18 protein-coding genes and 1 pseudogene are annotated in these 23339 nt (G+C 73.7%); 11 read left to right on the forward strand and 8 right to left on the reverse strand.

What is annotated here, in order from left to right; genetic code table 11:
* Positions 1-3: 3 nt before the first annotated feature.
* The 4 genes from ACFV5H_RS31775 to ACFV5H_RS31790 form a co-directional block, all read right to left on the reverse strand.
* Complete coding sequence (locus ACFV5H_RS31775) at positions 4-4656, reverse strand: hypothetical protein (RefSeq protein ID WP_385198368.1); 4653 nt, start codon at positions 4654-4656, stop codon at positions 4-6.
* Positions 4657-4690: 34 nt separating this feature from the next.
* Positions 4691-5572 carry a hypothetical protein gene (locus ACFV5H_RS31780; RefSeq protein WP_385058019.1) on the reverse strand — a complete coding sequence of 294 codons (882 nt, stop codon included), beginning with the start codon at positions 5570-5572 and terminating at the stop codon, positions 4691-4693.
* Between the two features lie 49 nt (positions 5573-5621).
* Entirely contained in the window at positions 5622-7148 is a 1527-nt protein-coding gene (locus tag ACFV5H_RS31785) for a hypothetical protein (protein ID WP_385058017.1), read from the reverse strand.
* Between the two features lie 69 nt (positions 7149-7217).
* Positions 7218-7934, reverse strand: a complete 717-nt coding sequence (locus ACFV5H_RS31790) for a GntR family transcriptional regulator (RefSeq protein ID WP_385058015.1) — start codon at positions 7932-7934, stop codon at positions 7218-7220.
* Positions 7935-8068: 134 nt separating this feature from the next.
* Here ACFV5H_RS31790 and ACFV5H_RS31795 point away from each other — a divergent pair, with 134 nt between their 5' ends.
* The 5 genes from ACFV5H_RS31795 to ACFV5H_RS31815 are packed head-to-tail and all read left to right on the forward strand — an operon-like array spanning position 8069 to position 12532.
* On the forward strand, positions 8069-9388 hold the full coding sequence (locus ACFV5H_RS31795; protein ID WP_385058013.1) for an MFS transporter: 1320 nt from the start codon (positions 8069-8071) through the stop codon (positions 9386-9388).
* Positions 9385-10230 (forward strand): putative hydro-lyase, encoded by an 846-nt coding sequence (locus ACFV5H_RS31800; protein WP_385058011.1) that lies wholly within the window; start codon positions 9385-9387, stop codon positions 10228-10230. The genes ACFV5H_RS31795 and ACFV5H_RS31800 overlap by 4 nt, the downstream gene beginning before the upstream one ends.
* A 39-nt stretch (positions 10231-10269) precedes the next feature.
* Positions 10270-11028 carry a LamB/YcsF family protein gene (locus tag ACFV5H_RS31805; protein WP_385058009.1) on the forward strand — a complete coding sequence of 253 codons (759 nt, stop codon included), beginning with the start codon at positions 10270-10272 and terminating at the stop codon, positions 11026-11028.
* Entirely contained in the window at positions 11025-11648 is a 624-nt protein-coding gene (locus ACFV5H_RS31810) for an allophanate hydrolase subunit 1 (protein WP_385058007.1), read from the forward strand. Before ACFV5H_RS31805 ends, ACFV5H_RS31810 begins: the two co-directional genes overlap by 4 nt.
* Positions 11645-12532 carry a biotin-dependent carboxyltransferase family protein gene (locus ACFV5H_RS31815; protein WP_385058005.1) on the forward strand — a complete coding sequence of 296 codons (888 nt, stop codon included), beginning with the start codon at positions 11645-11647 and terminating at the stop codon, positions 12530-12532. The genes ACFV5H_RS31810 and ACFV5H_RS31815 overlap by 4 nt, the downstream gene beginning before the upstream one ends.
* A 210-nt stretch (positions 12533-12742) precedes the next feature.
* On the opposite strand, the pseudogene ACFV5H_RS31820 reads toward ACFV5H_RS31815, so the two are convergent.
* From ACFV5H_RS31820 to ACFV5H_RS31830, 3 genes and pseudogenes are all read right to left on the reverse strand, one after another.
* Positions 12743-13570, reverse strand: a pseudogene (locus ACFV5H_RS31820) (glycosyltransferase); the annotation flags it as partial.
* Between the two features lie 163 nt (positions 13571-13733).
* A complete protein-coding gene (locus ACFV5H_RS31825) occupies positions 13734-15152 on the reverse strand; it encodes a HEAT repeat domain-containing protein (RefSeq protein ID WP_385058004.1) in 1419 nt (472 codons plus the stop codon).
* Between the two features lie 300 nt (positions 15153-15452).
* Positions 15453-15845 carry an ankyrin repeat domain-containing protein gene (locus ACFV5H_RS31830; protein WP_385058003.1) on the reverse strand — a complete coding sequence of 131 codons (393 nt, stop codon included), beginning with the start codon at positions 15843-15845 and terminating at the stop codon, positions 15453-15455.
* Between the two features lie 262 nt (positions 15846-16107).
* On the opposite strand from ACFV5H_RS31830, the gene ACFV5H_RS31835 reads away from it, so the two are divergent.
* Together ACFV5H_RS31835 and ACFV5H_RS31840 are read left to right on the forward strand one after the other, a co-directional pair.
* Entirely contained in the window at positions 16108-16302 is a 195-nt protein-coding gene (locus ACFV5H_RS31835; protein ID WP_030832645.1) for a hypothetical protein, read from the forward strand.
* A 52-nt stretch (positions 16303-16354) separates the two neighbouring features.
* Positions 16355-18004: a hypothetical protein gene (locus ACFV5H_RS31840; RefSeq protein WP_385198369.1), complete on the forward strand. Its 1650-nt coding sequence runs from the start codon at positions 16355-16357 to the stop codon at positions 18002-18004.
* A 182-nt stretch (positions 18005-18186) separates the two neighbouring features.
* Here the strand turns inward: ACFV5H_RS31840 and ACFV5H_RS31845 are convergent, their stop codons facing one another.
* Positions 18187-19686 carry a PLP-dependent aminotransferase family protein gene (locus ACFV5H_RS31845; protein WP_385198371.1) on the reverse strand — a complete coding sequence of 500 codons (1500 nt, stop codon included), beginning with the start codon at positions 19684-19686 and terminating at the stop codon, positions 18187-18189.
* Between the two features lie 30 nt (positions 19687-19716).
* Between ACFV5H_RS31845 and ACFV5H_RS31850 the strand changes: the two genes are divergently transcribed.
* From ACFV5H_RS31850 to ACFV5H_RS31865, 4 genes are all read left to right on the forward strand, one after another.
* Positions 19717-20451, forward strand: a complete 735-nt coding sequence (locus tag ACFV5H_RS31850) for a YitT family protein (RefSeq protein WP_385198372.1) — start codon at positions 19717-19719, stop codon at positions 20449-20451.
* Positions 20448-21215, forward strand: a complete 768-nt coding sequence (locus ACFV5H_RS31855) for a glycerophosphodiester phosphodiesterase (protein ID WP_385198374.1) — start codon at positions 20448-20450, stop codon at positions 21213-21215. The genes ACFV5H_RS31850 and ACFV5H_RS31855 overlap by 4 nt, the downstream gene beginning before the upstream one ends.
* 50 nt (positions 21216-21265) lie before the next feature.
* Positions 21266-22612 carry an MFS transporter gene (locus ACFV5H_RS31860; protein ID WP_385198376.1) on the forward strand — a complete coding sequence of 449 codons (1347 nt, stop codon included), beginning with the start codon at positions 21266-21268 and terminating at the stop codon, positions 22610-22612.
* 277 nt (positions 22613-22889) lie between these two features.
* A complete protein-coding gene (locus ACFV5H_RS31865) occupies positions 22890-23264 on the forward strand; it encodes an RNA polymerase-binding protein RbpA (RefSeq protein ID WP_003977404.1) in 375 nt (124 codons plus the stop codon).
* Positions 23265-23339 lie beyond the last annotated feature (75 nt).

The following is a 23339-nucleotide window of genomic DNA, read 5'->3' on the forward strand; positions in this document are numbered from 1 at the left end:
TGGTCAGCCGCTCGCCGCCGCGGGCCGCTTGAACATGCGGGTCGCCGTGATCTCGCTGTGCGCCTCCTCCGCCGGGTCCTGCTGGGGAAGTCCCGGCCGGAGGTGTTCCTCCACGCTGATGTACTTCAGGCCGGCCCGCAGGTCGGCGTCGTTGCGCAGCCGGATGACCAGCGGGAACTCCGCGAGCGCCGTGGTGTCGAACAGACCGGTGGTGTAAAGGAGCTGGACGCCGAGCGCGTCGGAGACCGCGCGCTGGAGCTCCAGGAGGTAGGTGGCGTTGGCGCGGCCGATGGGGTTGTCCAGGAACAGCGTGCCGGCGTGGCGGTGCTTGTCCCGGCCGCGGTCGTTGGAGCGCAGTGCGGCCATCGTGCAGTACAGGGCGATGGCCGCGGTGAGCAGCTGACCGCCGGAGAACACGTCGCCCATCTGGCCGACGGGGACGCGTTCGGCGCGCAGCACCGCGTCGGGCTTGAGGATCTCGACGGCGACGCCCTTCGGCTGGAGGGCGGCGGCGACCCCGCGCAGCAGCAGGGACATGCCGTCGCGCCGCAGGTCGGAGTTCTTCCTGACGGCCGCCCGGGTCGCCTCGTCGACGACCTCGCCGAGCCGCTCGGTGAGGGTGGCCTGGTCGGGTTCCTCGAAGCGGATGCGCAGGAACTCCTGCCCGGACCACTCGCCGAGGCCCTCCGGCAGCCGGGACAGCCGCTGGGCGGAGCGGAGGGTGGCGAGGGCGGACTCGACCAGGCCCCGCAGCCGGTCCACGATCGAGTCGCGGTTGCGCTCCAGCTGCTCCAGCTCGTCGGTGAGGACCCGCAGCCGGGGTGCGAAGGCGTCCGCCCACTTATGGGCGTGCTCGGGCAGCGCGGAGGCGGGCAGTTCGCGGATCTGCTGACGTGCGGGGGTGCGGACCTGCTCGTAGCGCGTGGAGTTGGCGTGCCGGACGAGGATGTCGCTCGCCTCGCGCACGGCGGACTCGGCGGCGGACAGATCGGCGGCGCAGCCGCGCAGCGAGCGGCGGGACTCGGCGGCGGACTGCCGGGCCTCGTCCAGGCCTCCCGGGTAGGGCTCGGGCTGCTCCTGCTCCTCCTCGGGGGCGTGTTCGCGCAGCAGGTCGCGGAGCAGGGCGGCGATCTCGTCGAAGCCGCCGGCCGCGTCCTCGGCGGCGCGGTGCGCGTCGAGGAGTTCGGCGTGGGCCTCCCGGGCCTGACTCAGGGCCTCGCTGCGGGAGGCGAGTTCGGTGGTGGCGGTGCGCAGGAGGGCCTGTGCGTGCTCGGCGTCGCGCGGCACCAGTTCCTCGGGGAGCCCGGTGTGCGCCTCGCCGTCCTCGGGCGCGAGCCGTTCGGCCTCGCCGCGCAGCCGTCCGAGCTGCTCGCTCGCGCTGGACATGCGGGTCTCCAGGAGCTGCACCAGCTCCTCGGCACGGGCGGCGGCGGCCTGCCGGCTGGGTCCGTCGGAGCCGTCGGGCGACTGGAGCAACTGCTCGGCGCGGGTGCGGACCTTGTTGCTGAGCCGGTCCAGTTCGGCGCGGGCGGCGCTCTCGTCGCTCTCCGCGCGGGCCTGTTCGGCACGCAGATCGGCGCCGACGCCGACCTTCTCGTACACCTGGGACGCGGCACGGTAGGCCTCGCGCAGGGCGGGCAGGGAAGACTGCGGCACTCCGGTGCCGTCCTCGGGCACGTCGTCGGGGGCGCCCGCGATCTCGGAGCGCTCGGCGCGCAGCGCACGGGCGGTGCGCCGGGCGTCGTCGGCGGCCCGCTGGGCGCCGCGCCGGTCCTCGTCGGCGGCGCGCGCCCGTTCCAGGCAGGTCTGGGCGCGGGCTTCCGCCTCGGTCGCGTCGTCGGCGAGTTCGCGCAGTTTGACCTGCCAGCCGGCCCGTTCACGCAGCCGGAAGGCGAGTCCGGCGAGGGCGTCGGCCGCGCGCCGGGCCTTCTGCGCGGCTTCCTGCCGCTCGTCACGGACGCCGACGGCCTCGGCGGCGGCCTCCTCGGCCTCCGCCCGCACGGTGCGCGCCTCGGCCAGCTCGGCCTCGGACTCCTCGGCGAACGCCCGTGCCTCGTGGGCCGTACCGGCCAGCTCCGTGAGCCGCCCGGCGGGGCAGCCGGTGCGCCAGGAGGCGAGCCGCGCGGCCAGCTCCCGGTCCTTGCCGAGCCGGGCGGCGAGCGCGCGGATCTCCTCGTCCCGCTCGGTCGCCCGGGCGCGCAGGGTCTGCCGTTCCTCGTCGGCGGCGTGCTCGTCGTGCATGGCCGGGTTCGGCGGTACGAGGAAGACGTCCCCGGTGTCCGTGCCCGGCGCGGGGGTGGGGGCGAGCAGGGCGGCGGCGGTGCCGACGGCCACGGCGGACCGGGGCAGCAGCGCGGCGTCGCTCAGTGCCTCGCGGGCGCGGAGGTGGGAGTCCGGGTCGGTGATGACGACGCCGTCGACCAGTTCGGGGCGGGCGGCGAGCACGCGCGCGTGGTCGGCCGGGTCGACGGCCTGGGCGAGGTAGCGCCATCCCGGGAGGGCCGGGATGCCGTGTTCGCCGAGGAACTCGACCGTGGCCAGCACGTCCGGGCCGGGCGGCAGCAGCCCGCCGTCGCCGAGGGCGCCGAGGATGCGGGCGTCGTCCGCGGCAGCGGTCCGCAGGTCGAACAGTTGCCGCTCGGCGGAGGAGACGGCGTCGTCGAGCAGTTCGCGCAGCTCGTCGGCGAAGCGGTCGAGTTCCTCGGCGGTCAGGGCGCCCTCGCCGGGGGAGGATCCGGTGTCGGGATCGCCCACCACGCGGTCGGCGTCCGTGCGTCGGCCCGACACATTCGCCCGCTGCCTGCCGGTGGCTCCCGGCAGGCTCAGCAGTTCCGCCAGCCGCTGCTCGGCGGCGAGGGCCTCGGCCGTGCCGCGCTCGCCCTCGTGGGCGCGCTCGGCCGCCGTGGCCGCGTCCGCCGCGCGGGCCGCGGTGAGTTCCGCGCGGCTCTCGGCGGCGGCCGCCTCCCGCGCGTGCTCGGTGGCCCGGCGGGCCGCCTCGCGGGCGGTGTCCCAGGCGGCGACCGCCGTCTTCTCGGCGTCGCTGGCCGCGAGGGCGGCCCTGGCGGGGTCGGCGTCGGGAGCGCTGTCGTCGAGCCAGCCGGCCCGCACGGCCTCGGCGGTCTCCTGCTCGACCTCGGTGAGCCGCTGCCGCAGGTGCCCGACCTCGCTGCGGGCCCGCTGTGCCTCGGTGGCGGCGGCGGTGGAGTCGCGGTAGGCGCCGTCGCTGACCTCCTGGAGGGCGGCGGACCGCTCCTCCTCCTCGTTGGCGAGGTCCTCGGCGTTCTGCGCGGCCGCGTGCAGGGCGCGTACCAGGTCGACGGCGGCCTTGGCGCGCGCGGCCAGCGCGGGGGCCGCGTCCCGCTCGGCCTCCTGGATGGCGGCGGACACCCTGGCGACGCGGTCGGCGGCGGCGCGGTGGCGCAGCACGGCCTCGGCGGCCTGCCAGGCCGAGTACAGGGTGCGCGCGTCGGCGAGTTCGCGTTTCTGGGCGGCGGCGGACTTCTCGGCGGCGGCGAGCGCCAGGGAGGCGTGCCGGTAGGCGAGTTCGGCGGAGATCAGCGCACTGTGCTCACGTGCCGACTCGGCGTGGGTGACGGCGTACGCGGCGGCGGTGACCCGCCCGGCCAGGTCGGCCGCGCGGACGCGTTCCCGGGCGCCGCGCGCGGAGAGCCTGCGGGCCAGGGTGCGGGTGCGGCGCTCGGCGGCGGTGTGGATCTCCCGCGCGCGGGTGCGGGCCTCGGCGGCCTCGACGATCCGGCCGAGCAGGTCGACGGACCCGGCGGTGAAGTCGCGTTCGGCCATCAGTTCGGCGCGCCGGCCCAGCTTGTTGCCGAAGCCGCCGACCAGGTCGGCGAGTCCGTCGGTGTCCCGGGTGTCGGTGACGGCGCGCAGCAGCAGATCGGTGAAGTCGGAGTCCTTCTTGACCGCGAAGAGACCGGCTGCCTCACCCTCGTCGGCGTTCATCTCCCGCTGGTAGCGGAAGAGTTCCGGGTCGAGTCCCAGCTCGCCGAGGTGTTCGGTCCAGCGCTCGTGGATCTCCTCCCAGTGCACCTCCAGGTGCGGGTAGTTCTTGCCGGCCTCCGTGAGGGCGTCCCGGAAGCCCTTCATGGTGCGGCGCCGTCCCCGCGCGCCCGACTGGCCCTCGACCGGCGGCCGTACGGCCGTGGACTCGGCGACCGGGAGGTTGTCCAGGCTGAGACCGGGGCCGGGCCGGAAGGAGTACCAGGCCTCGGCGAACTTCCTGGGGTCGTTGGAGACCTGGCGGCCCCGCCACTCGCTGGCCTTGCCGACGACGACGCACTCGCCGGTCTGCACGTGCTGCCACTCCAGCGCCACATGGCCGCAGTCGTCGGCGAGCAGGAACTTGCGCAGCACACCGGAGCTGGCGCCGCCGAGGGTGTTGCGGTGACCCGGGAGCATCACGGAGAAGATCAGTTTCAGCAGGACCGACTTGCCGCCGCCGTTCTCCAGGAAGAGCACCCCGGCGGGCGCCGGCCGGCGCGGCGGGCCGACGGGCTCCTCCTGGAAGAACTCCGCCTGCGTCGGCGCGGGGTCGGGCACGGCCCCGCCGACACCGCGCAGGTCGAGCACGGTGTCGGCGTAGCGCGCACCGGCCGGCCCGATGGAGTAGAGGCGGACCCGGGACAGCTCGTACATGGCGGACTCTCGTGAGGCTTCGTGAGACGGGGGTTCAGGCGGAGTGGAACGGCAGGCCGGCGTCGGCGACCAGCTCCAGGTCGTCGCCGTCCTCGGGCGGCAGCAGGGTGGGCGTCCCGTCGGTGACCGGGACGACGCCCAGCTCCAGCAGCTCGGCCATGGCGGCGCCGCCCGCCATGTCGCGGACCTGGAGCTGGTAGCGGGCCGTGGTGCGGTACGTGCCGCCGTTGTCGTCGCCTGTGCGCTGCAGGAAGCCGGAGTCGGTGAGGAAGCCGACGGCCTTGGCGACGATGCCGGTGGTCGATCCCGCGAGCCGGCGTGCGTCCTTGGTGGCGCCGGTCGAGCTGCGTCTGGCCCAGATCCGCCACGCGGCCTCCAGGCCGGGGGCGTCGCTGGCCGGATCGGTGTTCTCGCCCTGCTCCGCGGCCCGCTCCTCCAGACGGTGGCAGGCCTGGCGGACGAAGGCGTCGACACCGTTGACCGTGACGCGCCCGATGTAGCCGTCGTCGACGAGGTCCTCGGGGCGCGGGAAGGCCATGGCGGCGACGGCGAGGTGGGCGAGCCCGTGCAGGAACCTGTCGCTGCCGTCGGCGGAGGTGCGGCGCGCGTAGTCGCCCATGCGGACGGCGAAGACGGAGTCCTCGGCGGCGGTGACGGCCATGCCGGCGCGCGGGGACACCTCCAGCACGATCAGTCCGAGGCCGGTGGCCACGGCGTCGGCGAGCCGCGCGAACGGCGGGTCCTCGCGGTAGCGGCGCAGCAGGTCGGCGTACTCCTGGTCGCGGGCGGGCTGGAGCTTGGGCTGCAGGCCGAAGGCGACGAGCCGCGCGGCGTCGGCGGCGTCGGCGGGTGTGACGGCGGCGCTCGCCGGTGCGGCTACGGCCTCCGGCTCACTCCACTCGACGTGCTCGGTCACGGTCGGGACTCCTTGTTCTGGGACACCTCGGTTCGGACTGCCTGCTCCGTCATGCCGCCTCCGACCGGTCCGCGGCCATCCCCGCCGCGTCCAGCAGGGCCGTGCCGACGATGAGGTCGGCGCCGCCGAACTCGGGGTCGTCGAGGTCGGTTCCGTCGTCCACGGCGAACAGCAGTTTCGGTTCGCCCTGGCGGTAGGCGGTGCCGACCGGGGGGCTGGCGGCGTGGATGGCCAGCAGGGCGACCAGGTAGGGCAGTTCGGGGTCCTGGCGGCGGGCGTCGGCGAGCAGTCCGGAGAGCCGGCGCGGTGCGTCGGCCGGCAGGTCCAGCAGCTCCGTGGCGGCCGCCAGCTGCTCCTCGCTGAAGCGGCTGTCGTCGGGCGTGGCGATCAGGTCGGGCTCGGGCATCTCGGCGCCGAGGTGTTCCCGCTCCACGGGCGGTGTCAGCAGGATCTCGACGAGGTCGGCGACCCGGACGGAGACCGGGGTGCGCAGTCCGGTGCCGTGGGCGAAGAAGGCGTCGGTGACCCGGGCCGCCCGCTCCACGGGCAGCGGCAGCAGGGGCGCGAGGAGGTGGCCGTAGAGGTCGGTGCCCGAGGCCGACGCGGGGGTGGCGAAGGCCTGCCGGTCCTGTTCCGCGCGGAACAGCGGGCCGGCCTCCAGCAGCCGGGACTGCAGCTGGGTGTGGCGCCGGATGCAGTCCTTGACGATGTCCACCAGCTCGGCCGCCCGGCGCTTGTGCTCGGGTTCCTCGGTCTCGTCGCGGGCCTTGCGGATGTTGGTGAGGATCGCGTTCTCGTGGCGGTAGCGGTCCGCCACGTGGTCGAGGGCCTCGGCGATCATGTCGGGCACGGCGCTCAGCCAGTCCACCGCGCGGACGTTGCGGCGGGTGGCGTCCAGGGCCCGGCGCAGGGTCTCGGAGTACTGCACGGTCCGGTAGCGGGCCTGCTCGGCGGCGAGCTGGGCGTCGGCGAGCCTGCCCCGGCTGATCAGCACCTCCAGTTTGACCTCGGCGGCGATCTGCGCGCTGGTGACATCGGTGTCCAGGGCTCCGACCAGGACGTTGACCGCCTCGTCGGTGGTCCGCAGGTACACCGTGCCACCGGGGCCGGGGACCTCCTCGATCAGCTTGAAGTCGTAGTCGCGGCGCACATAGGTGCCGTCCGCCCCGAACACGCCGTACACCGCGCGGAAGCCGCGGTCGACGCTGCCGACGTTGATCAGGTTCTCCAGGACCCAGCGGGCCACCCGCTCGTGCTCGGCGGCGGGGCGGCGCGGCGCCTGGGCGGCGATGCGCGGGATGAGCCGGGCGACTATCTGGTCGTGGTCGGCGCCCGTGTCGAAGTCCATGTTCAGGGTGACGAGGTCGATGCCCGCGAGGGCGATCTCCGCCATGCCGTACACCGAGTACTCGCCGGCGAGGTTGGCCTTGCGCGCGTCAAGGTCGTGCAGCGGCGCGGTGCACGCGAGCGCGCGCAGCCGCCGCGCCAGCCCTTCGTCGGCGGCCGGGCCCGGCGCGGGCCGCGGCCCCGCGCTGAGCTGGGGCGGAACGCTGTCCGTCGATGCAGGCGAAGTCACGGTGCACAGACTAGGTCCTCGGTCTGACAACGACCCAAACGACCGTGTTGCGCCCCGGCGCGACGGTCGTCACACCACCGGCCGGCCGTCCTGGCCGTCCTCGCCGACGCGCCGCCGGTACACCTCGACGACCCGCTCCAGCGAGACCTCGAGGTAGGCCGCCAGCAGCGCCTCGGCCCTGTCGCGGTCCCCGTCCCGCAAGGCCTGAAGAATGCCGACATTGCGGGCGATGTACGGTTCGTGCAGCCGTCGGGGTTCGTCCACGACGTGGAAGGCGAGCCGCAGTTCGGCGAAGACGCTGCGCATCAGCTCGTCCGTGCGCTCACTGGCGGCGAGGGCCACCAGTTCCCGGTGGAAGTGGATGTTGGCCGTACCCACGCCTTTCCAGTCACCTTCACGCGCCGCCGCACGCCCCTGTTCCACCACCTCGGTGAGCGCGTCGAGCGGGTAGGGCGGGTCGCCGAGCCCGCGCACGACGGCGCACTCGACGAGGCGGCGGGTGCGGTAGATGTCCTCGACGTCCTCGACGGTCAGCACCCGGACGAACACACCCCGGTTCAGCTCGTGGACGAGCAGCCGTTCGTGCGTGAGCAGCCGGAACGCCTCGCGCAGCGTGTTGCGGGAGACCCCGAGCGCGCCGCCGATGCTGTCCTCCGACAGCCGTGTGCCGGGCGGGAAGTAGCCCTCGGCGATACGGCTCCTGAGGATGTCCGCGACCCGTTCGGCGGTGCTGGTACGGCCCAACAGGGCACGGTCGTCGGCCAGTCCGCCCATCCGCTCTGCCATGCCGGAATTCAATCGCACGCGGAAGTACGAGACAACATGGGTATTGAAGGATCGTTCAACGATCCTCTACCTTGCTGGGCAGTGGCACGGCTCACCCCTTCCCGCACCCTCCGTCCTCCCTCTGCGAGGTGCTCATGAGCACGCCCCCTCCCCCGCGGGCCCTGACCGACACCCCACGCCCCGCACCGCCCGAACACGCCCCCGACGACGGGGCGTTCGGCTGGCTGCACGCACTGGGACCGCGCGGCCGGCGCGCCTTCGGCGGCGCGTTCGGCGGTTATGCCCTGGACTCGTACGACTACTTCACGCTGCCGCTGACGATGGTCGCGCTGTCGGCGTACTTCAATCTGGACAGCGGCCAGACCGGTCTGCTCACCACCGTCACCCTGGTGGTCTCCGCGGTCGGCGGCGCCCTCGCCGGTGTGCTGGCCGACCGCATCGGCCGGGTCAAGGCGCTGCTGCTGACCGTGATCACGTACGCGGTGTTCACCGTGGCCTGCGGCTTCGCGCCCGACTACGAGACGCTGCTGGTGTTCCGCGCGCTGCAGGGCCTCGGTTTCGGCGGTGAGTGGGCGGTCGGCGCGATCCTGGTCGCCGAGTACGCGAGCGCCCGGCACCGGGGCCGCACCCTCGGCGCGGTCCAGAGTTCCTGGGCCGTGGGCTGGGCACTGGCCGTGATCGTGTACACGGCGGTCTTCTCGCTGGTGGACGACGACCTGGCCTGGCGCGTGATGTTCTGGACCGGTGCGCTGCCGGCGCTGCTCGTGGTGTGGGTGCGGCGCAGCGTGCGGGACGCTCCCGAGGCTGCCGCCGCGCGGGAGAAGAGCGCGCGGAAGGGCTCGTTCGCGACGATCTTCCGGCCGGGCCGGCCGGGAGCACCGGGCCTGCTGCGCACCACGCTCTTCGCCGTGCTGCTCTCCACCGGGGTCCAGGGCGGCTACTACACCCTCGCCACCTGGGTGCCGACCTATCTGAAGACGGAGCGCGACCTGTCGGTCGTCGGCACCGGCGGCTATCTGACGTTCCTGATCTCGGGTGCCTTCATCGGCTATCTGACCGGCGGCCACCTCACCGACCGGCTGGGCCGGCGGCGCAACATCTGGCTGTTCGCGCTGCTGTCCGCGATCTGCATCCTGGCGTACACGAACATCCCGAACGGCGCCAACACCGTGATCCTCGTGCTCGGCTTCCCGCTCGGGTTCTGCATGTCGGCGATCTTCAGCGGCTTCGGCTCCTATCTGAGCGAGCTGTACCCGACGGCGGTGCGCGGTACGGGACAGGGCTTCACGTACAACACCGGACGCGCCGTGGGTGCCGTCTTCCCCACGACGGTCGGCTTCCTGGCCGACGGCTGGGGCGTGGGCGGGGCGCTGGTCTTCGGCGCGATCGGCTACGGCATCGCGGCGCTGGCGCTGCTGGGGCTGCCGGAGACACGTGGGAAGGAACTGGAGTGAACCACACCGACGACCGTCCGCCGACCGTGGTGGACGACCGCCCTGTGACACTGGCCGACGAGCACGCGCGCGCGTGGAGCCCGCACACGGCGCGCGCCCGCTTCCGGGAAGGGCTGGCGGGCCCCACCGCCGGTGTGGCCGCGGGGCACACCCAGGCCAATCTGATCTCGGTGCCCGCCGACTGGGCGTACGACATGCTGCTGTTCTGCCAGCGCAACCCCAAGCCCTGTCCGGTCCTGGACGTCACCGACGCCGGGTCCACGGCCACCGTCCTCGCCCCGGACGCGGACCTGCGCACCGATCTGCCGCGCTACCGCGTGTGGGAGCACGGCGAGCTGGTGGACGAGCCGACGGACGTGCGGGCGCACTGGCGCGGTGACCTGGTGTCGTTCCTGATCGGCTGCAGCTTCACGTTCGAGTGGGCGCTGACGGCGGCGGGCGTTCCGGTCCGGCACGTCGAGCAGGGCCGCAACGTTCCCATGTATGTGACGAGTTGGCAGTGCCGCCCGGCGGGGCGGCTGCGCGGGCCGATGGTGGTGTCCATGCGGCCGGTGCCGCCCGAGCACCTCTCCGCGGCGATCCGGGAGAGCAGTCTGCTGCCGGCGGTGCACGGCGGGCCCGTGCACTGCGGTGATCCCTCCGGCCTGGGCGTCGACGACCTCGGCCGCCCGGACTTCGGCGACCCGGTGGACTTCGAGCCGGACGACATCCCGGTGTTCTGGGCCTGCGGGGTGACCCCGCAGGCCGCGGTCATGGCCTCCCGTCCGCCGTTCGCCATCACGCACGCACCGGGGCAGATGTTCCTCAGCGACGCCCGCGACGAGCAGTTCCGCGTGGCCTGACCGACCTGTGCGGCACGAGACAGGAGAAACGAAGGACCCATGACGTCGATCGATCTGAACGCCGACCTCGGCGAGGGGTTCGGCCGCTGGCGGCTCACCGACGACGAGCGGCTGCTGTCCGTGGTGACCAGTGCCAACGTGGCATGCGGTTTCCACGCCGGGGACGCGTCCACCATGCGCCGGGTGTGCGAGCTCGCCGCCGGGCGCGGGGTGCGGATCGGCGCCCAGGTCTCCTACCGGGACCTGGCCGGGTTCGGGCGGCGCGCGATGGACGTGCCGCCCGCCGAACTGGCGGCCGAGGTCGCCTACCAGATCGGCGCACTGGAGGTGTTCGCCCGCGCGGCAGGCGCCCGCGTGGCGTACGTCAAACCGCACGGGGCGCTGTACAACCGGGTGGTGCGCGACGAGGAGCAGGCCGGCGCGGTCGTCGACGGGGTGCTCCTGGCGGACGCCACGCTGCCCGTGCTCGGCCTGCCCGGCTCCCGGCTGCTGGAACTGGCCCGGAAGGCGGGTCTGCCGGTGGTCACGGAGGCGTTCGCCGACCGGGCGTACACCGACGGGGGCACGCTGGTGCCACGCCGTCAGGAGGGCGCCGTGGTCACCGACCCGGACTCCGTGGTGACCCGCTCGGTGGACCTGGCCCGCCACGGGGAGGTCGACGCGTACTCGGGACGGCGTATCGAGGTGCGGGCGCGTTCCCTGTGCCTGCACGGTGACACGCCCGGCGCGGTGGATCTGGCGCGACGGGTGCGTGACGCGCTGGAGGCGTCCGGGGTGCGGGTGGAGGCCTTCGTATGAGGGTGCTGCCCGTCGGCGAGAACGCCCTGCTCGTCGAGGTCTCCTCGGGCGACGAGGCCCAGGCCCTCCACGCGGAGCTGCTGCGGCGCCGCGCGGAGGGCTCGTTGCCGGTCGGTGAGATCGTCCCGGCGGCGCGCACGGTGCTGCTCGACGGCCTGTCCGATCCGGCCCGGCTGGCCGCCGAGCTGACCTCGCGTGAGCTGCCGCCCGTGCCGCCGCGCGCGTGGGAGACGGTCGAGATCCCGGTGCGCTACGACGGCCCGGACCTCGCGGACGTCGCCGCGCACTGGGGTGTCCCCGCGCGGGAGGTGGCCCGTGTCCACGCGGGCACCGAATTCCGTGTGGCGTTCTGCGGATTCGCGCCCGGGTTCGGCTATCTCACCGGTCTGCCGGAGCGCTACGACGTGCCCCGCCGGCCCACTCCGCGCACCGCCGTCCCGGCCGGCTCCGTGGCGCTGGCGGGCCCGTACACGGGCGTGTATCCGCGGTCCTCGCCGGGCGGCTGGCAGCTGATCGGTACGACCGACCTCGTGCTGTGGGACCCCGCGCGCGTGCCGGCGGCGCTGCTCTCCCCCGGCACGCGGGTGCGTTTCGTCCCGGTGAGGGGGGCCGCGGCATGACGGACCGTGCGCTCGCCGTCGTCCGCGCGGGAGCCCTCACCACCGTGCAGGACCGGGGCCGTCCTGGGCACGCCCATCTCGGCGTCCCCCGTTCCGGGGCACTGGACGGGCCCGCGGCTGCGCTCGCCAACCGGCTGGCCGGCAATCCGCCGGACGCGGCCGTCCTGGAGACGACCCTCAACGGCTGCTCCCTGCGGCCCCGTTCGACGGTCACCGTGGCGGTCACCGGGGCCCCCTGCCCGATCACCGTGGACGGCCGGCCGGCCGCCTGGGGCGCGCCGGTCCGCGTGCGTGCCGGTTCCGTGCTGGACGTCGGTGCGGCGGTCTCCGGTGTACGCGCCTACGTGGCCGTCTCCGGTGGGATCGCCGTCGAACCGGTGCTCGGCAGTCGCTCCACCGACCTGCTCTCCGGTCTCGGCCCGGCGCCCCTCACGGACGGTGCCGTGCTCCCCCTGGGAACGCCTGGGGAGCCCCACGCGCGCGTGGACGCGGCCCCGCAGCCGGCGCCCCCCGACGAGCTCGTGCTGCGGGTGACGCCGGGCCCGCGCGACGACTGGTTCACCCCGGCCGCGGTACGGCTCCTCACGTCCCGCACGTACCACGTGTCGCCGGCGAGCAACCGCATCGGGCTGCGCACGACCGGACCGGCCCTGGAACGGGCGAGGCAGGACGAACTCCCCAGCGAGGGCATGGTGCTGGGCGCGGTGCAGGTGCCGCCCGACGGGACGCCGGTGGTCTTCCTGGCCGACCATCCGACCACCGGGGGCTACCCGGTGGTCGCGGTCGTCCACCCGGCCGACCTCCCGGCCGCCGCCCAGGCACCCCCCGGCACCCCGGTCCGCTTCGTCGCCGTACGGCCCCGTCGACGCCTCCCCGGCGGATGACACCCGGGTCGCGCCGGGCAGGGGGCGTCGGCGTCATGGCTCTCCCTCGCGCGGGAGGGCAGGTACGCCCCGTGTCCGGACAGGCCGGGCGGCGCCCTGGCGTCGTTCCCCCGTCGGCAGTGCGGCCAGGGCTGCCGAGACGGCGGCGGAGGCACGCGGGTCGAGGCGGACGCCGGTGCCCCGCGCGTGGTGGCGTATCTCGTCGGCGGCCAGCGAGATCAGCTGCGGCAGGAGGTCGGTGCACCGCCGGGCTGGCCAGCCGGTGCCGGCCACCACGAGCCGCACTCCGGGCAGCGCGCAGACCCCGGCCAGCAGCTCGACCCGCTTCTCCGGGGCGAGGCGGCCGACGTAGCCGACGACGAGCTCGCCGTTCGGGGCGAGGGTGCGGCGCAGTGCCTCGTCGCGGAGGCCGGGCCGGAAGCGGACGGTGCCCACACCGCGCGGCCACAGCCTGACCCGGGGCACGCCGTGTGCTTCCAGGTCGCGCAGGGCGGCGCCGGACGGGGCCAGGGTGACGTCGGCGGCCGTGTGCACGGAGCGGATGCGCCGCCAGTCGGCCGCCTCGCCGGCACCCATGTGCGTACGGGCGTATCCGGCGAGGTCGGTCTGGATGGACGGCGACGGTGGGCAGGCCCAGGCGGGCAGCGGCCGCCATGCCGCACACGCCGAGGACGAAGGGGCCGGCCGGATGGACGGCGACGGTGGGCAGGCCCAGGCGGGCAGCGGCCGCCATGCCGCGCACGCCGAGGACGAAGGGGCCGGCCGGATGGACGACGTCGGCCCGGTGCCCGGCGATCGCGGCGGCCAGGCGCCGGCTGGGGAGGGCGACGCGGACCTGGGGACAGCCGGGGAGCGGGAGGGAGGGGACGCGGACGACGGGGCAGGGCGCCCCGTCGCCGGGTGCGTCGCCCGCGACGGCAGGGGCGACGACGAGGGGGTGTGGCCACGGTCGACGAGGTGTCGGGCGGTCTGGGAGCGCGCAGTGGGCCACGCCGTTCACATCGGGGGAAAGGACTCGGTGACGAGGACGACACGCATACCGGTGTTGTCGCCGCGCCGGACGTGGTCACGTCAACGTGGATCTTTCCTCGCGGGGGGACGCGCCGTGAGCGTTGCCTCCCTCACCCGCGCAGGTCAGGCGGCATCCACGCACACCTGACCCACGGGTCACCCGTCGTTCACACCGCGCGGGCGGAAGGGATCACACGGCGGTCTCCTCGGGACCGATCCTGCTGCGTACGGCGGTCTGCACCTCGGCCTCCTCGGCCGGGTCCGCGGCGAGCCTGCGCAGGCGTTCGACGACCCGGGTGTCCCCGGTCTCGGCGTGCCGGGCGGCGACCTCGCGGGTGGACTCCTCGCAGTCCCACAGGCACTCGACGGCGAAGCCGGTGCCGTAGGAGGGGTCGGTCGCGGCGAGGGCACGGGCGGCGCGGCCCCGCAGGTGGGACGAGGCGGTCTCGCGGTAGATGTGGCGGAGCACGGGGGCGGCGCAGGCGATGCCGAGGCGTCCGGCGCCGTCGACGAGGGTCCACAGGGTGGGCGCGTCGGGGCCCTCGCCCCGTACCGCCTCCCGCAGCGCCGCGAGGACCAGGTCCCGGTCCTGGACACCGCCCCGGCAGGCGAGGACCCGGCCGGCGGCGGCGCCGAGCGGGTCGGGCCGGCGGGCCCAGCCGCGCGCCCGGTCGACGGCGGCGAGACTGCGCATGCGTTCGAAGGCGTCGACGGCGGCCTCCACGACGGCCGTCGAGCCGGTGGTCACGGCGCCCTCGATCAGGCCGAGGGCGTCGGGATCGTTGCCGTCGGCGAGATACCGCAGGGCGGTGCACCGGGCTCCCTCGGTGCCGTCCTGGGCGGCCCGGACGATCTCGGGCCGGTCCTCGGGGCCCGCCACGGCGGTGAGGCAGCGGGCGGCCGGGACATGAAGCGCGGCACCGCGCTCGACGCCCTGCTGGGCCCACTCGAACACTGCCTGCACGCTCCAGCCGGGCCGGGGCCCGGTGGGGCGCATCTGCCGCTGCCAGCGGTCGAAGGACCCGGCCTCCTGGGCGGCGCGCACGCGCGTGGCGACGGCCTCGCGGGGGTCGTCGGCCCACAATCGCCAGGGCCGTGGTTCGAAGGCGTCGCGGACGGTGGCGGCGAGTTCCGCCTCGCCCTCGGCGTCGGTGGTGAACCGCGCGAGGACCGGGGCGGCCAGGGCGCGCAGGCCCGCGTCGTCGTCCCGGAGGGCCAGCTCGTCCAGGGCCCAGGCCCAGTTGGTGCCGTGGGCGGCGTACCTGCGCAGCAGGTCGAGGGCGTCCCGCCTGCCGTAGGAGGCGAGGTGCCCGAGGACCGCGAGGGCGAGTCCGGTGCGGGACTCGTCGGTGTCGAGGACGTCCTCGGGGTCGAAGAGGTGGGCCTCGATCGCGTCCAGTTCGCCGTGCAGATCGAGGTAGAGGCGGGCGTAGTAGAGGGAGCGGTTCTCCACCTGCCAGTCGTGGCGCGGGTCGCGCAGCACACAGTGGTTCAGCGCCGTGAGCGCTTCGGAGCGCGGGGCGGTGAGCGCGTGCAGCGTGCCGTCGCCACGGCCCCGCTGGAGCAGGCCGAGCAGCGTACCGCTGGGCGCTATGACCGGATCGAACATGGGAAACAGCCTCACATCAAGCGTCGACGCAACCGGGGACGTGCATTACCTGGCCGCGTGACAACACGTCGGGGCGCCCGCCGTTTCCTGCTTGCTGTAGACCATCTCTCTCTGCCTCTCGTCGGTGGCCCATGCGGACCGCATCACGGCCCGCGCGGTGCGGCAACACCTGCCCAGCCATCGCGTCCGTGAATCACGTCGTCATGATGACCCGGCGGTCACATCTACCGCGACCGAAATTTCGGCGGCCCTGTACCGCCTCCCCCGTTTTCCGTGTCGTCGCTGGTCAGAGCGGCTTGTTCAGCGCTCGCCGAACAGGTCGAGCAGTTCCGTACGACCGAACATCCGGGCCGTGTCGACGGCCGAGGGGGTGCCCGCTGACGGGTCCGCGCCGCCCTTCAGAAGGGCCTGGATCACCTCGGTCTCGCCCTTGAAGACCGCTCCCGCGAGTGGTGTCTGGCCCCGGTCGTTGACGCGGTCGGCGTCGGCGCCGCGCTCCAGCAGCGCGCGCACCGCCTCGGCGTGACCGTGGTACGCGGCGAGCATCACGAGAGAGTCGCCCCGGTCGTTGGTGAGGTCGGCCGGCACGCCCGCGTCGACGTAGGCCACGAGCTCCTCGGTCCGGCCGCGCCGGGCCAGGTCGAAGATCTTGGTCGCCAGCTCCACGACCTCGGGGTCGGGGGCTTCAGTCATCGCCGGACCGCCTCTCACTGCACATGCTTCACGCATCGGGGACAGGACGTACGTCTGCGAGCGGTGCAGAGCCGTACGGGTGAATCGCCAGGGTACTGGCTCACCGGGCACATGAGCCGTCGCGCCCGGGGCAATGATCACGGCAGACCCATCCGGCCCAAAAGCCGAGAATCGACCCAGTTGCACCTTTTATCGTATGGATACATTCTGTGATCCTGGAAGTACTCATGGTGACTTTCCCTCGCGAACCAGGAGAACTCACATGATCATCTCGATCTCGTGCGTGGTGCTGCTCGGCGTCGTCGTCTTCATCTTCTTCCGCAAGGACGGACTGAAGGCATCACACGCCCTGGTGGCGATGCTCTTCGGCTTCTATCTGGCCAGCACGGCCATCGCACCCAGCATCAAGGCGGGCGGCGAAAGCCTGGCCGGCCTCCTGGGCGGATTCAAATTCTGATCCGCCCGACCCCGCAGCACCGCCCGCCCGTACGCACCCTCTGGAGACAGCAGTGGCCCGGCGCCCACTCCCCCGCATCCTGAGCAACGGCGGCGCACAGCTCGCCCGGAGCCGGGAGCTGGCCAGGACGGCGGCCGACGGCGCCACGGACGTCCTCCACCCGCTGATCACCATCACGCGCGGTCTGCGTCGAATGGCCTCGGCCGGGCGGCGCAGATGGGCCGACACGCCCAAGGACCGGCGCGGCGCGCTGATCTTCCTGGTGGCGTCGGTCCTGCTGGTCGTGGCTCTCGCGCCGTACGGCCCCCTGCTCGCCGTCATCACCCTGATGGCGGCGGCGGCCTGGCAGGGCCGGGACCGCGCCCCCTCGGCTCCCGCCGGCCCCGACGCGTCACAGGTCCAGCGCCTGAAGTCGCTCTACGAGGCCCTGGTGCCGTACTTCTCCGCCGCCGAGGACCCCGAACCGCTCTATGCCCACGGCGGCGACTGGGGGAAGGTCTTCTCCGAGTACGCGTTCGACTCCACCGGCCGGATCGCGCACCTGGTGATCGGCTACCCCGCCTACTTCACCGACGGCGAGCCGGAGTCCCGGGCGCGGATCGAGCATCTGCTCGGCGCGAAATCCGGGCGTGGCCGCGAATACCACTTCGCATGGGACGAGGAGGCCAACCAGCTCACGGTCCGCGTCCTCGCGCCCCTGCCCACCGACATCGCCGCCCAGCCCTTCGTCACGGCCCCCGGCGAGACGGTCCTCGGCTTCACCGATCCCACCGGGGTGCAGCGGACGCTGCCGCTCACCCACGGCGTCCACGGCGAGGAGCGGCGCGATGTCCCGCCCGTCGTCTGGCGCACCGGCATCCGTTCCACCGAGCCCCATCTGCTCGTGACCGGCCAGCCGGGCAGCGGCACCTCGACACTGCTGCGCTCGATCGCCCTGCAGGCCCTGCACCACGGCGACGTGGTGATCGTCGACGGCGGTGGTACCGGCGAGTACGCCTGCCTGACCGGCCGGGACGGCGTGCTCGCCGTGGAGTGCGGGCTGACGGGGGCGCTGACCAGCCTGGAGTGGGCCGCGCACGAGACGGAGCGCCGGCTGATCGCGGCCAACCGCGCGCACCAGGCGGGCGACCCGCCGCCCGAGGACACCAGGCGTCCCCTGTGGCTGCTGCTGGACCGGCCGAGCGCGTTCACGCACCTGGCCGCCGCGGACGGCCGCGAGGATCCCCAGTCGCTGCTCCAGATTCCGCTGCGGCACGGCCGCCCGGCGAACGTCACCGTGGTCGTCGCCGAGCAGCTCGACGGTCTGGAGGGCCTCAGCGATCCGGTACGGCAGCACACGCGCGCGCGTGTCGTCCTCGGGCCCGCGACGGCAAAGGAGCTGAGGGCCGTTCTGGGGGCGCCGCCGCACACCACGCCGGTCGACCAGGTGCCGCCGGGGCGTGGCTACGCCCGGCTGGGCTCGGGGCCGGTCCACCGTCTTCAGGTTCCGGCGACGCCGGATCCGTACGACGACGCGACCAGTGAGGCGGAGCGGCAGGCGGTGCTGGATCTGCTGCCGCCGCGGACGACGCCTGCGGATGAGGAGCCGGAGCGGCTGGAGGCCGTGCGCCTCGACAAGGCGTCGGTGGAGAAGGCCGCCGCTGACACGGGTGTCGAGGAGCCTGCGCCCGAGGAGACGGCGGTCGCGGAATCGTCCTCCTAGCGGGTTGCCGGACGAGGCGTTGCCGGAGGGCCGTGCGGCGCGTGCCGCTGCGCCCGCCCGTGCCGCCCCGGAGTACCTCCCAGGCCTTCAAGGCACCGGGGGAGGCACGATTGCCCGCAGTCGCGGGGCACCGTTGCCTCTCCGCACGACCGCCCGCGGTCGAATCGGCACCGGCACCCCGGTCACGCCACGAACGTGCGGGGGGTCTCCGTGCCGGATGTGCCGCCCGTTTCGACGATTCGGGCTGCCGCGGAGAGGCGTACCGCCGCCTCCTCCGCCACCGCGCCGCCCACCGTGAAGGGGAGGCGTACGTAGCCCTCGAAGGCCCCGTCGACGCCGAAGCGGGGGCCGGACGGGACCCGGACGCCCACCCGTTCGCCCGCCTCGGCGAGTCGGGAGCCCGAGAGGCCGCCGGTGCGCACCCACAGGGTGAGGCCGCCGCGCGGTACCTCGAACTCCCAGTCGGGCAGCTCCCGCCGTACCGCGGTCACCAGCTCGTCCCGGTTCTGCCGGGCCTGGGCACGCCGTACCTCCACCGCCTGTTCCCAGCCACCGGTGCCGAACAGCCAGTTCACGGCGAGCTGTTCCAGTACGGGCGTGCCCAGATCGGCGTACGCGCGTGCGGCGACGAGGCTGCGGATGACGTCGGGCGCCGCGCGCACCCAGCCGATGCGCATCCCGGCCCAGAAGGCCTTGCTCGCCGAGCCGACCGTGATCACCGTGGACCCGGCCGGGTCGAAGGCGCACACCGGGCGCGGCATCTCCACGTCCGGGTCGAGCCACAGCTCGCTCATCGTCTCGTCGGCGACCAGCACCGTGCCCGCGGAACGCGCCGCGTCCACCAGGCGGCGTCGCTGGTCCTCGTCGGCGAGCGCGCCGGTCGGGTTGTGGAAGTCGGCGACGACATACGCGATCCGGGGTGCCGCCTCGCGCAGCACCTGGCGCCAGCGGTCCAGGTCCCAGCCGGTCAGGCCCTCGGCCATGGCGACGGGGACGAGCCGGGCGCCGGCCTCCCGCATCAGCTGGAGGATGTTGGCGTAGGACGGCGACTCGACGGCGATGCGCTCGCCGCGGCCCCCGAAGAGGTGGCAGATGGCGTCGATGGCACCCATGGCGCCGGTCGTCACCATGATCTGCTCGGGCATGGTCGGGATGCCCCGCGCGGTGTAGCGGTCCGCGATCATCGAGCGCAGCGCGGGCAGCCCGGCGGGATAGTCGCCATGGGTGTGCGCGTACGGCGGAAGCTCCTCCAGCGCGCCCTGGACGGCCCGGGTGAGCCAGGGCTCGGGCGCGGGCAGCGCGGCACAGCCGAGGTCGATCATCGAGCCGAGGGTCTCGGGCGGCAGCGGTTCGAGTCCCCGCGCGGGCACCGGATTGCCGGCCGGGACCGCGGTCCAGCTGCCCGCGCCGCGCCGTGACTCCAGGAACCCCTCGGTGCGCAGCGCCTCGTAGGCGGCGGCGACGGTGGTGCGGCTGACGGAGAGGGCGAGGGCCAGTTCCCGTTCGGCGGGCAGCCGCGCGGCCACCGGTACGCGCCCTTCCAGCACCAGCAGGCGGATGCCGTCGGCGAGCGCGCGGTAGGCGGGCGGACGGCGGGTCCCGGGACCGGCCGGGCGGTCCTGCTGGGAGTTGAGCAGCCGGGCGAGCTGCGCCGCCCCCACTGCGGAGGTCCACTGCACCATGATAATCAGTCCACCTTCCCCGGATTGGCCATGGATGACATCATCGACCAAGCCACAGGGTGTCACGCATCGGTCCACTTCCACCACAGGGGGCACGTTTTGGCCAGGTACTCCTCCCGGCACGGGCATCTCGCGCGGCGGCTGTTCCAGCTGTACGCGGGGCTGGCGCTGTACGGCGCGAGTTCGGCACTGCTGGTGCGGTCGGGGCTCGGCCTCGAACCGTGGAACGTGCTGCACCAAGGCCTGTCCGAGCGGACGGGGCTGTCGATGGGCGTGGTGCTGACCCTCGTGGGCGCGGCGGTGCTGCTGCTGTGGATCCCGCTGCGTCAGCGGCCGGGACTGGGCACCGTCTCCAACGTGCTGGTGATCGGCGCGGCGATGGACGCGACCCTGGCCCTGGTCCCCGACGCGCACGCCATGGCCGTACGCGTGCCGCTGATGGCGGCGGGCATCGTGCTCAACGGCGCGGCGACCGGACTGTACATCGCGGCGCGCTTCGGCCCGGGCCCGCGCGACGGACTGATGACGGGACTGAACCGGCGCACCGGGGTGTCGGTCCGCCTGGTCCGCACCGCCATCGAGATCACCGTGGTCGTCACGGGCTTCCTCCTCGGCGGCACGGTGGGCGTCGGCACCCTGCTGTACGCGGTGACGATCGGCCCGCTCGCCCAGCTGTTCCTGCGCGCCTTCGCCGTCCCCTCGACATCCGACGGCAGCACGGTCGTTGCCGCCGGTCGACCACGGCGCGCGATACTGCGTCCGTGACCCCGCGGATACGCCACCCCTACCTCGACCGTTCCGGTCCGATCGCCTTCGCCCACCGGGGCGGGGCGGCGGACGGCCTGGAGAACACCGTCCGGCAGTTCCGGTGCGCCGTCGAGGCGGGCTACCGGTACATCGAGACCGACGTCCACGCCACGCGCGACGGCCGGCTCGTCGCCTTCCACGACGCGACCCTCGACCGGGTGACGGACGGCGCGGGCCGGATCGCCGATCTGCCGTGGCGGGACGTGGCGCACGCGCGCGTGGCGGGTGCGGAACCGGTTCCCCTGTTCGAGGAGCTCCTGGAGACCTTCCCCGAGGTGCGCTGGAACGTCGACGTGAAGGCCGAAGCAGCCCTCCTGCCGTTGCTGGACCTCATCGGGCGCACCGACTCCTGGGACCGGATCTGCCTCGGCTCGTTCTCCGAGGCCCGCGTGGTGCGCGCCCAGCGGCTGGCCGGCCCTCGGCTGGCCACCTCCTACGGCACCCGGGGCGTGCTGAACCTGCGGCTGCGGTCCTGGGGACTGCCGGCCTCGGTGCGCCGGTCGGCCGTCGCCGCCCAGGTCCCCGAACAGCAGTCGGGCATCCAGGTGGTCGACCACCGGTTCGTACGGGCCGCCCACGCGTACGGGCTTCAGGTGCACGTGTGGACGGTCAACGAGGCGGAGCGGATGCACCGGCTCCTGGACCTCGGGGTGGATGGCATCATGACCGATCACATCGACACACTGCGCAAGGTCATGGAGGACCGCGGCGTCTGGGTCTGAGGCCCCGCGCCCGACCGCCTCCGCGCGCTCACGGGGAAGCGAGGGCACGGGTGGACACCGACACCGTGCGGTCAGCGGCGGGGGACGCGGCCGCCGGCCGGCGGCGCGAGCAGCGCGGCTGGTACTTCTACGACTGGGCGTGCTCCGTGTACTCCACGAGCGTGCTCACCGTGTTCCTCGGCCCCTATCTGACGTCGGTCGCCGAGGCCGCGGCGGACGCGGACGGGTTCGTCCACCCGCTGGGCATACCGGTGCGCGCGGGCTCCTTCTTCGCCTACGCGGTCTCCCTGTCGGTGATCGTGGCCGTACTGGTGATGCCGCTGGTGGGTGCCGCCGCCGACCGCACCGGCCGCAAGAAGCCGCTGCTCGCGGCCGCCGCGTACACCGGGGCCGCGGCGACGACGGGCATGTTCTTCCTGGGCAGCGAGCGCTATCTGCTCGGCGGTCTGCTGCTGGTGGTGGCGAACGCGGCGCAGTCGGTCGCGATGATGCTCTACAACTCCTACCTGCCGCAGATCGCCCCGCCCGAGGAGCGCGACGCGGTCTCCTCGCGCGGGTGGGCCTTCGGCTACGCGGCCGGGTCCCTGGTCCTCGTTCTGAACCTCGTCCTCTACACCGGTCACGAGAGCTTCGGCGTCTCCGAGGGCATGGCGGTGCGCATCTGTCTGGCGTCGGCCGGTCTGTGGTGGGGCGCCTTCGCGCTGGTGCCGCTGCGCCGGCTGCGCGACCGCCGTGCTCCCGCGCGGGAGGCTGCCCTGCCGGGCTTCCGGCAGCTCGCGGCGACCGTCCGCGACATGCGCCGGCACCCGCTGACGCTGGCGTTCCTGCTGGCGTACCTGGTCTACAACGACGGCATCCAGACGGTGATCACCCAGGCCTCGGTGTACGGCTCGAAGGAGCTGGGGCTCGGACAGTCGACGCTCATCGTGGCCGTGCTGCTGGTCCAGGTGCTGGCGGTGGCGGGTGCGCTGGCGCTGGGCCGGCTGGCCCGGCGGTACGGCGCGAAGCGCGCGATCCTCGGCTCCCTGGTCGCCTGGACCCTGACCCTGGCCGCCGGGTACTTCCTGCCTGCCGGGGCCCCCGTGTGGTTCTTCGTGCTGGCGGCCGGAATCGGCCTGGTCCTCGGCGGCAGCCAGGCGCTGTCCCGCTCGCTCTTCTCCCATCTCGTACCGCCCGGCAAGGAGGCCGAGTACTTCTCCGCGTACGAGGTGAGCGACCGCGGGACGAGCTGGCTCGGGCCGCTGCTGTTCGGCCTCACCTACCAGCTGACGGGCAGCTACCGGGACGCGATCATCTCCCTGGTGGGCTTCTTCGTCCTGGGATTCGTGCTGCTCGCGCGGGTGCCGGTGCGGCGGGCGATCACCGAAGCGGGCAACCCGGTCCCCGAACGGATTTAGCGTTGGGCGCGAAAGGGCTGTAGTGTACGCGTTTGGCCTGCCAGGCGTACCGTTACTGCGCGTCAAAGATGCCGAACGCTGAGTCGCATCTCCTTATAGGTGTGACAAACCGGACGTCGGGGGGTACTGCACTGGTTGACAAGGCTGCGGCTACGACGGCGACGCATGACCCGGATCGGAACTCCGGACGGGAATCTTTACCGCCGCCCGGACGTTGACCGGATGACGACGACAGCGACACCTGTCCTGTGGGCGACAAGCCCGGGAGGCACGATTCATGAGTGAGCGAGCTCTTCGCGGCACGCGCCTCGTGGTGACCAGCTACGAGACGGACCGCGGCATCGACCTGGCCCCGCGCCAGGCCGTGGAGTACGCATGCGAGAAGGGGCACCGCTTCGAGATGCCCTTCTCGGTCGAGGCGGAGATCCCGCCGGAGTGGGAGTGCAAGGTCTGCGGTGCCCAGGCACTCCTGGTGGACGGCGACGGCCCCGAGGAGAAGAAGGCCAAGCCCGCGCGTACGCATTGGGACATGCTGATGGAGCGGCGCACCCGAGAGGAACTCGAAGAGGTCCTCGAGGAGCGTCTCGCCGTTCTGCGCTCCGGTGCGATGAACATCGCGGTTCACCCCAGGGACAGCCGAAAGTCGGCTTGATCCCGCCGGGGACCTGGGCGAGGCCACAAACGCACAGCGGTACAGGACCGCGGGCGCCGTACATCTCGTACGGCG

The organism is Streptomyces sp. NPDC059787 (assembly GCF_042732315.1).
In the GTDB taxonomy this organism is placed as follows: domain Bacteria; phylum Actinomycetota; class Actinomycetes; order Streptomycetales; family Streptomycetaceae; genus Streptomyces; species Streptomyces atrovirens.

Coding starts and splice junctions, on each gene's coding strand:
- ACFV5H_RS31830 (WP_385058003.1), bottom strand. CDS start 15,845: ATGACTGAAGCCCCCGACCCCGAGGTCGTGGAGCTGGCGACCAAGATC.
- ACFV5H_RS31810 (WP_385058007.1), top strand. CDS start 11,025: ATGAGGGTGCTGCCCGTCGGCGAGAACGCCCTGCTCGTCGAGGTCTCC.
- ACFV5H_RS31825 (WP_385058004.1), bottom strand. CDS start 15,152: ATGTTCGATCCGGTCATAGCGCCCAGCGGTACGCTGCTCGGCCTGCTC.
- ACFV5H_RS31790 (WP_385058015.1), bottom strand. CDS start 7,934: ATGGCAGAGCGGATGGGCGGACTGGCCGACGACCGTGCCCTGTTGGGC.
- ACFV5H_RS31775 (WP_385198368.1), bottom strand. CDS start 4,656: ATGTACGAGCTGTCCCGGGTCCGCCTCTACTCCATCGGGCCGGCCGGT.
- ACFV5H_RS31850 (WP_385198372.1), top strand. CDS start 19,717: ATGGATGACATCATCGACCAAGCCACAGGGTGTCACGCATCGGTCCAC.
- ACFV5H_RS31835 (WP_030832645.1), top strand. CDS start 16,108: ATGATCATCTCGATCTCGTGCGTGGTGCTGCTCGGCGTCGTCGTCTTC.
- ACFV5H_RS31865 (WP_003977404.1), top strand. CDS start 22,890: ATGAGTGAGCGAGCTCTTCGCGGCACGCGCCTCGTGGTGACCAGCTAC.
- ACFV5H_RS31805 (WP_385058009.1), top strand. CDS start 10,270: ATGACGTCGATCGATCTGAACGCCGACCTCGGCGAGGGGTTCGGCCGC.
- ACFV5H_RS31845 (WP_385198371.1), bottom strand. CDS start 19,686: ATGGTGCAGTGGACCTCCGCAGTGGGGGCGGCGCAGCTCGCCCGGCTG.
- ACFV5H_RS31795 (WP_385058013.1), top strand. CDS start 8,069: ATGAGCACGCCCCCTCCCCCGCGGGCCCTGACCGACACCCCACGCCCC.
- ACFV5H_RS31815 (WP_385058005.1), top strand. CDS start 11,645: ATGACGGACCGTGCGCTCGCCGTCGTCCGCGCGGGAGCCCTCACCACC.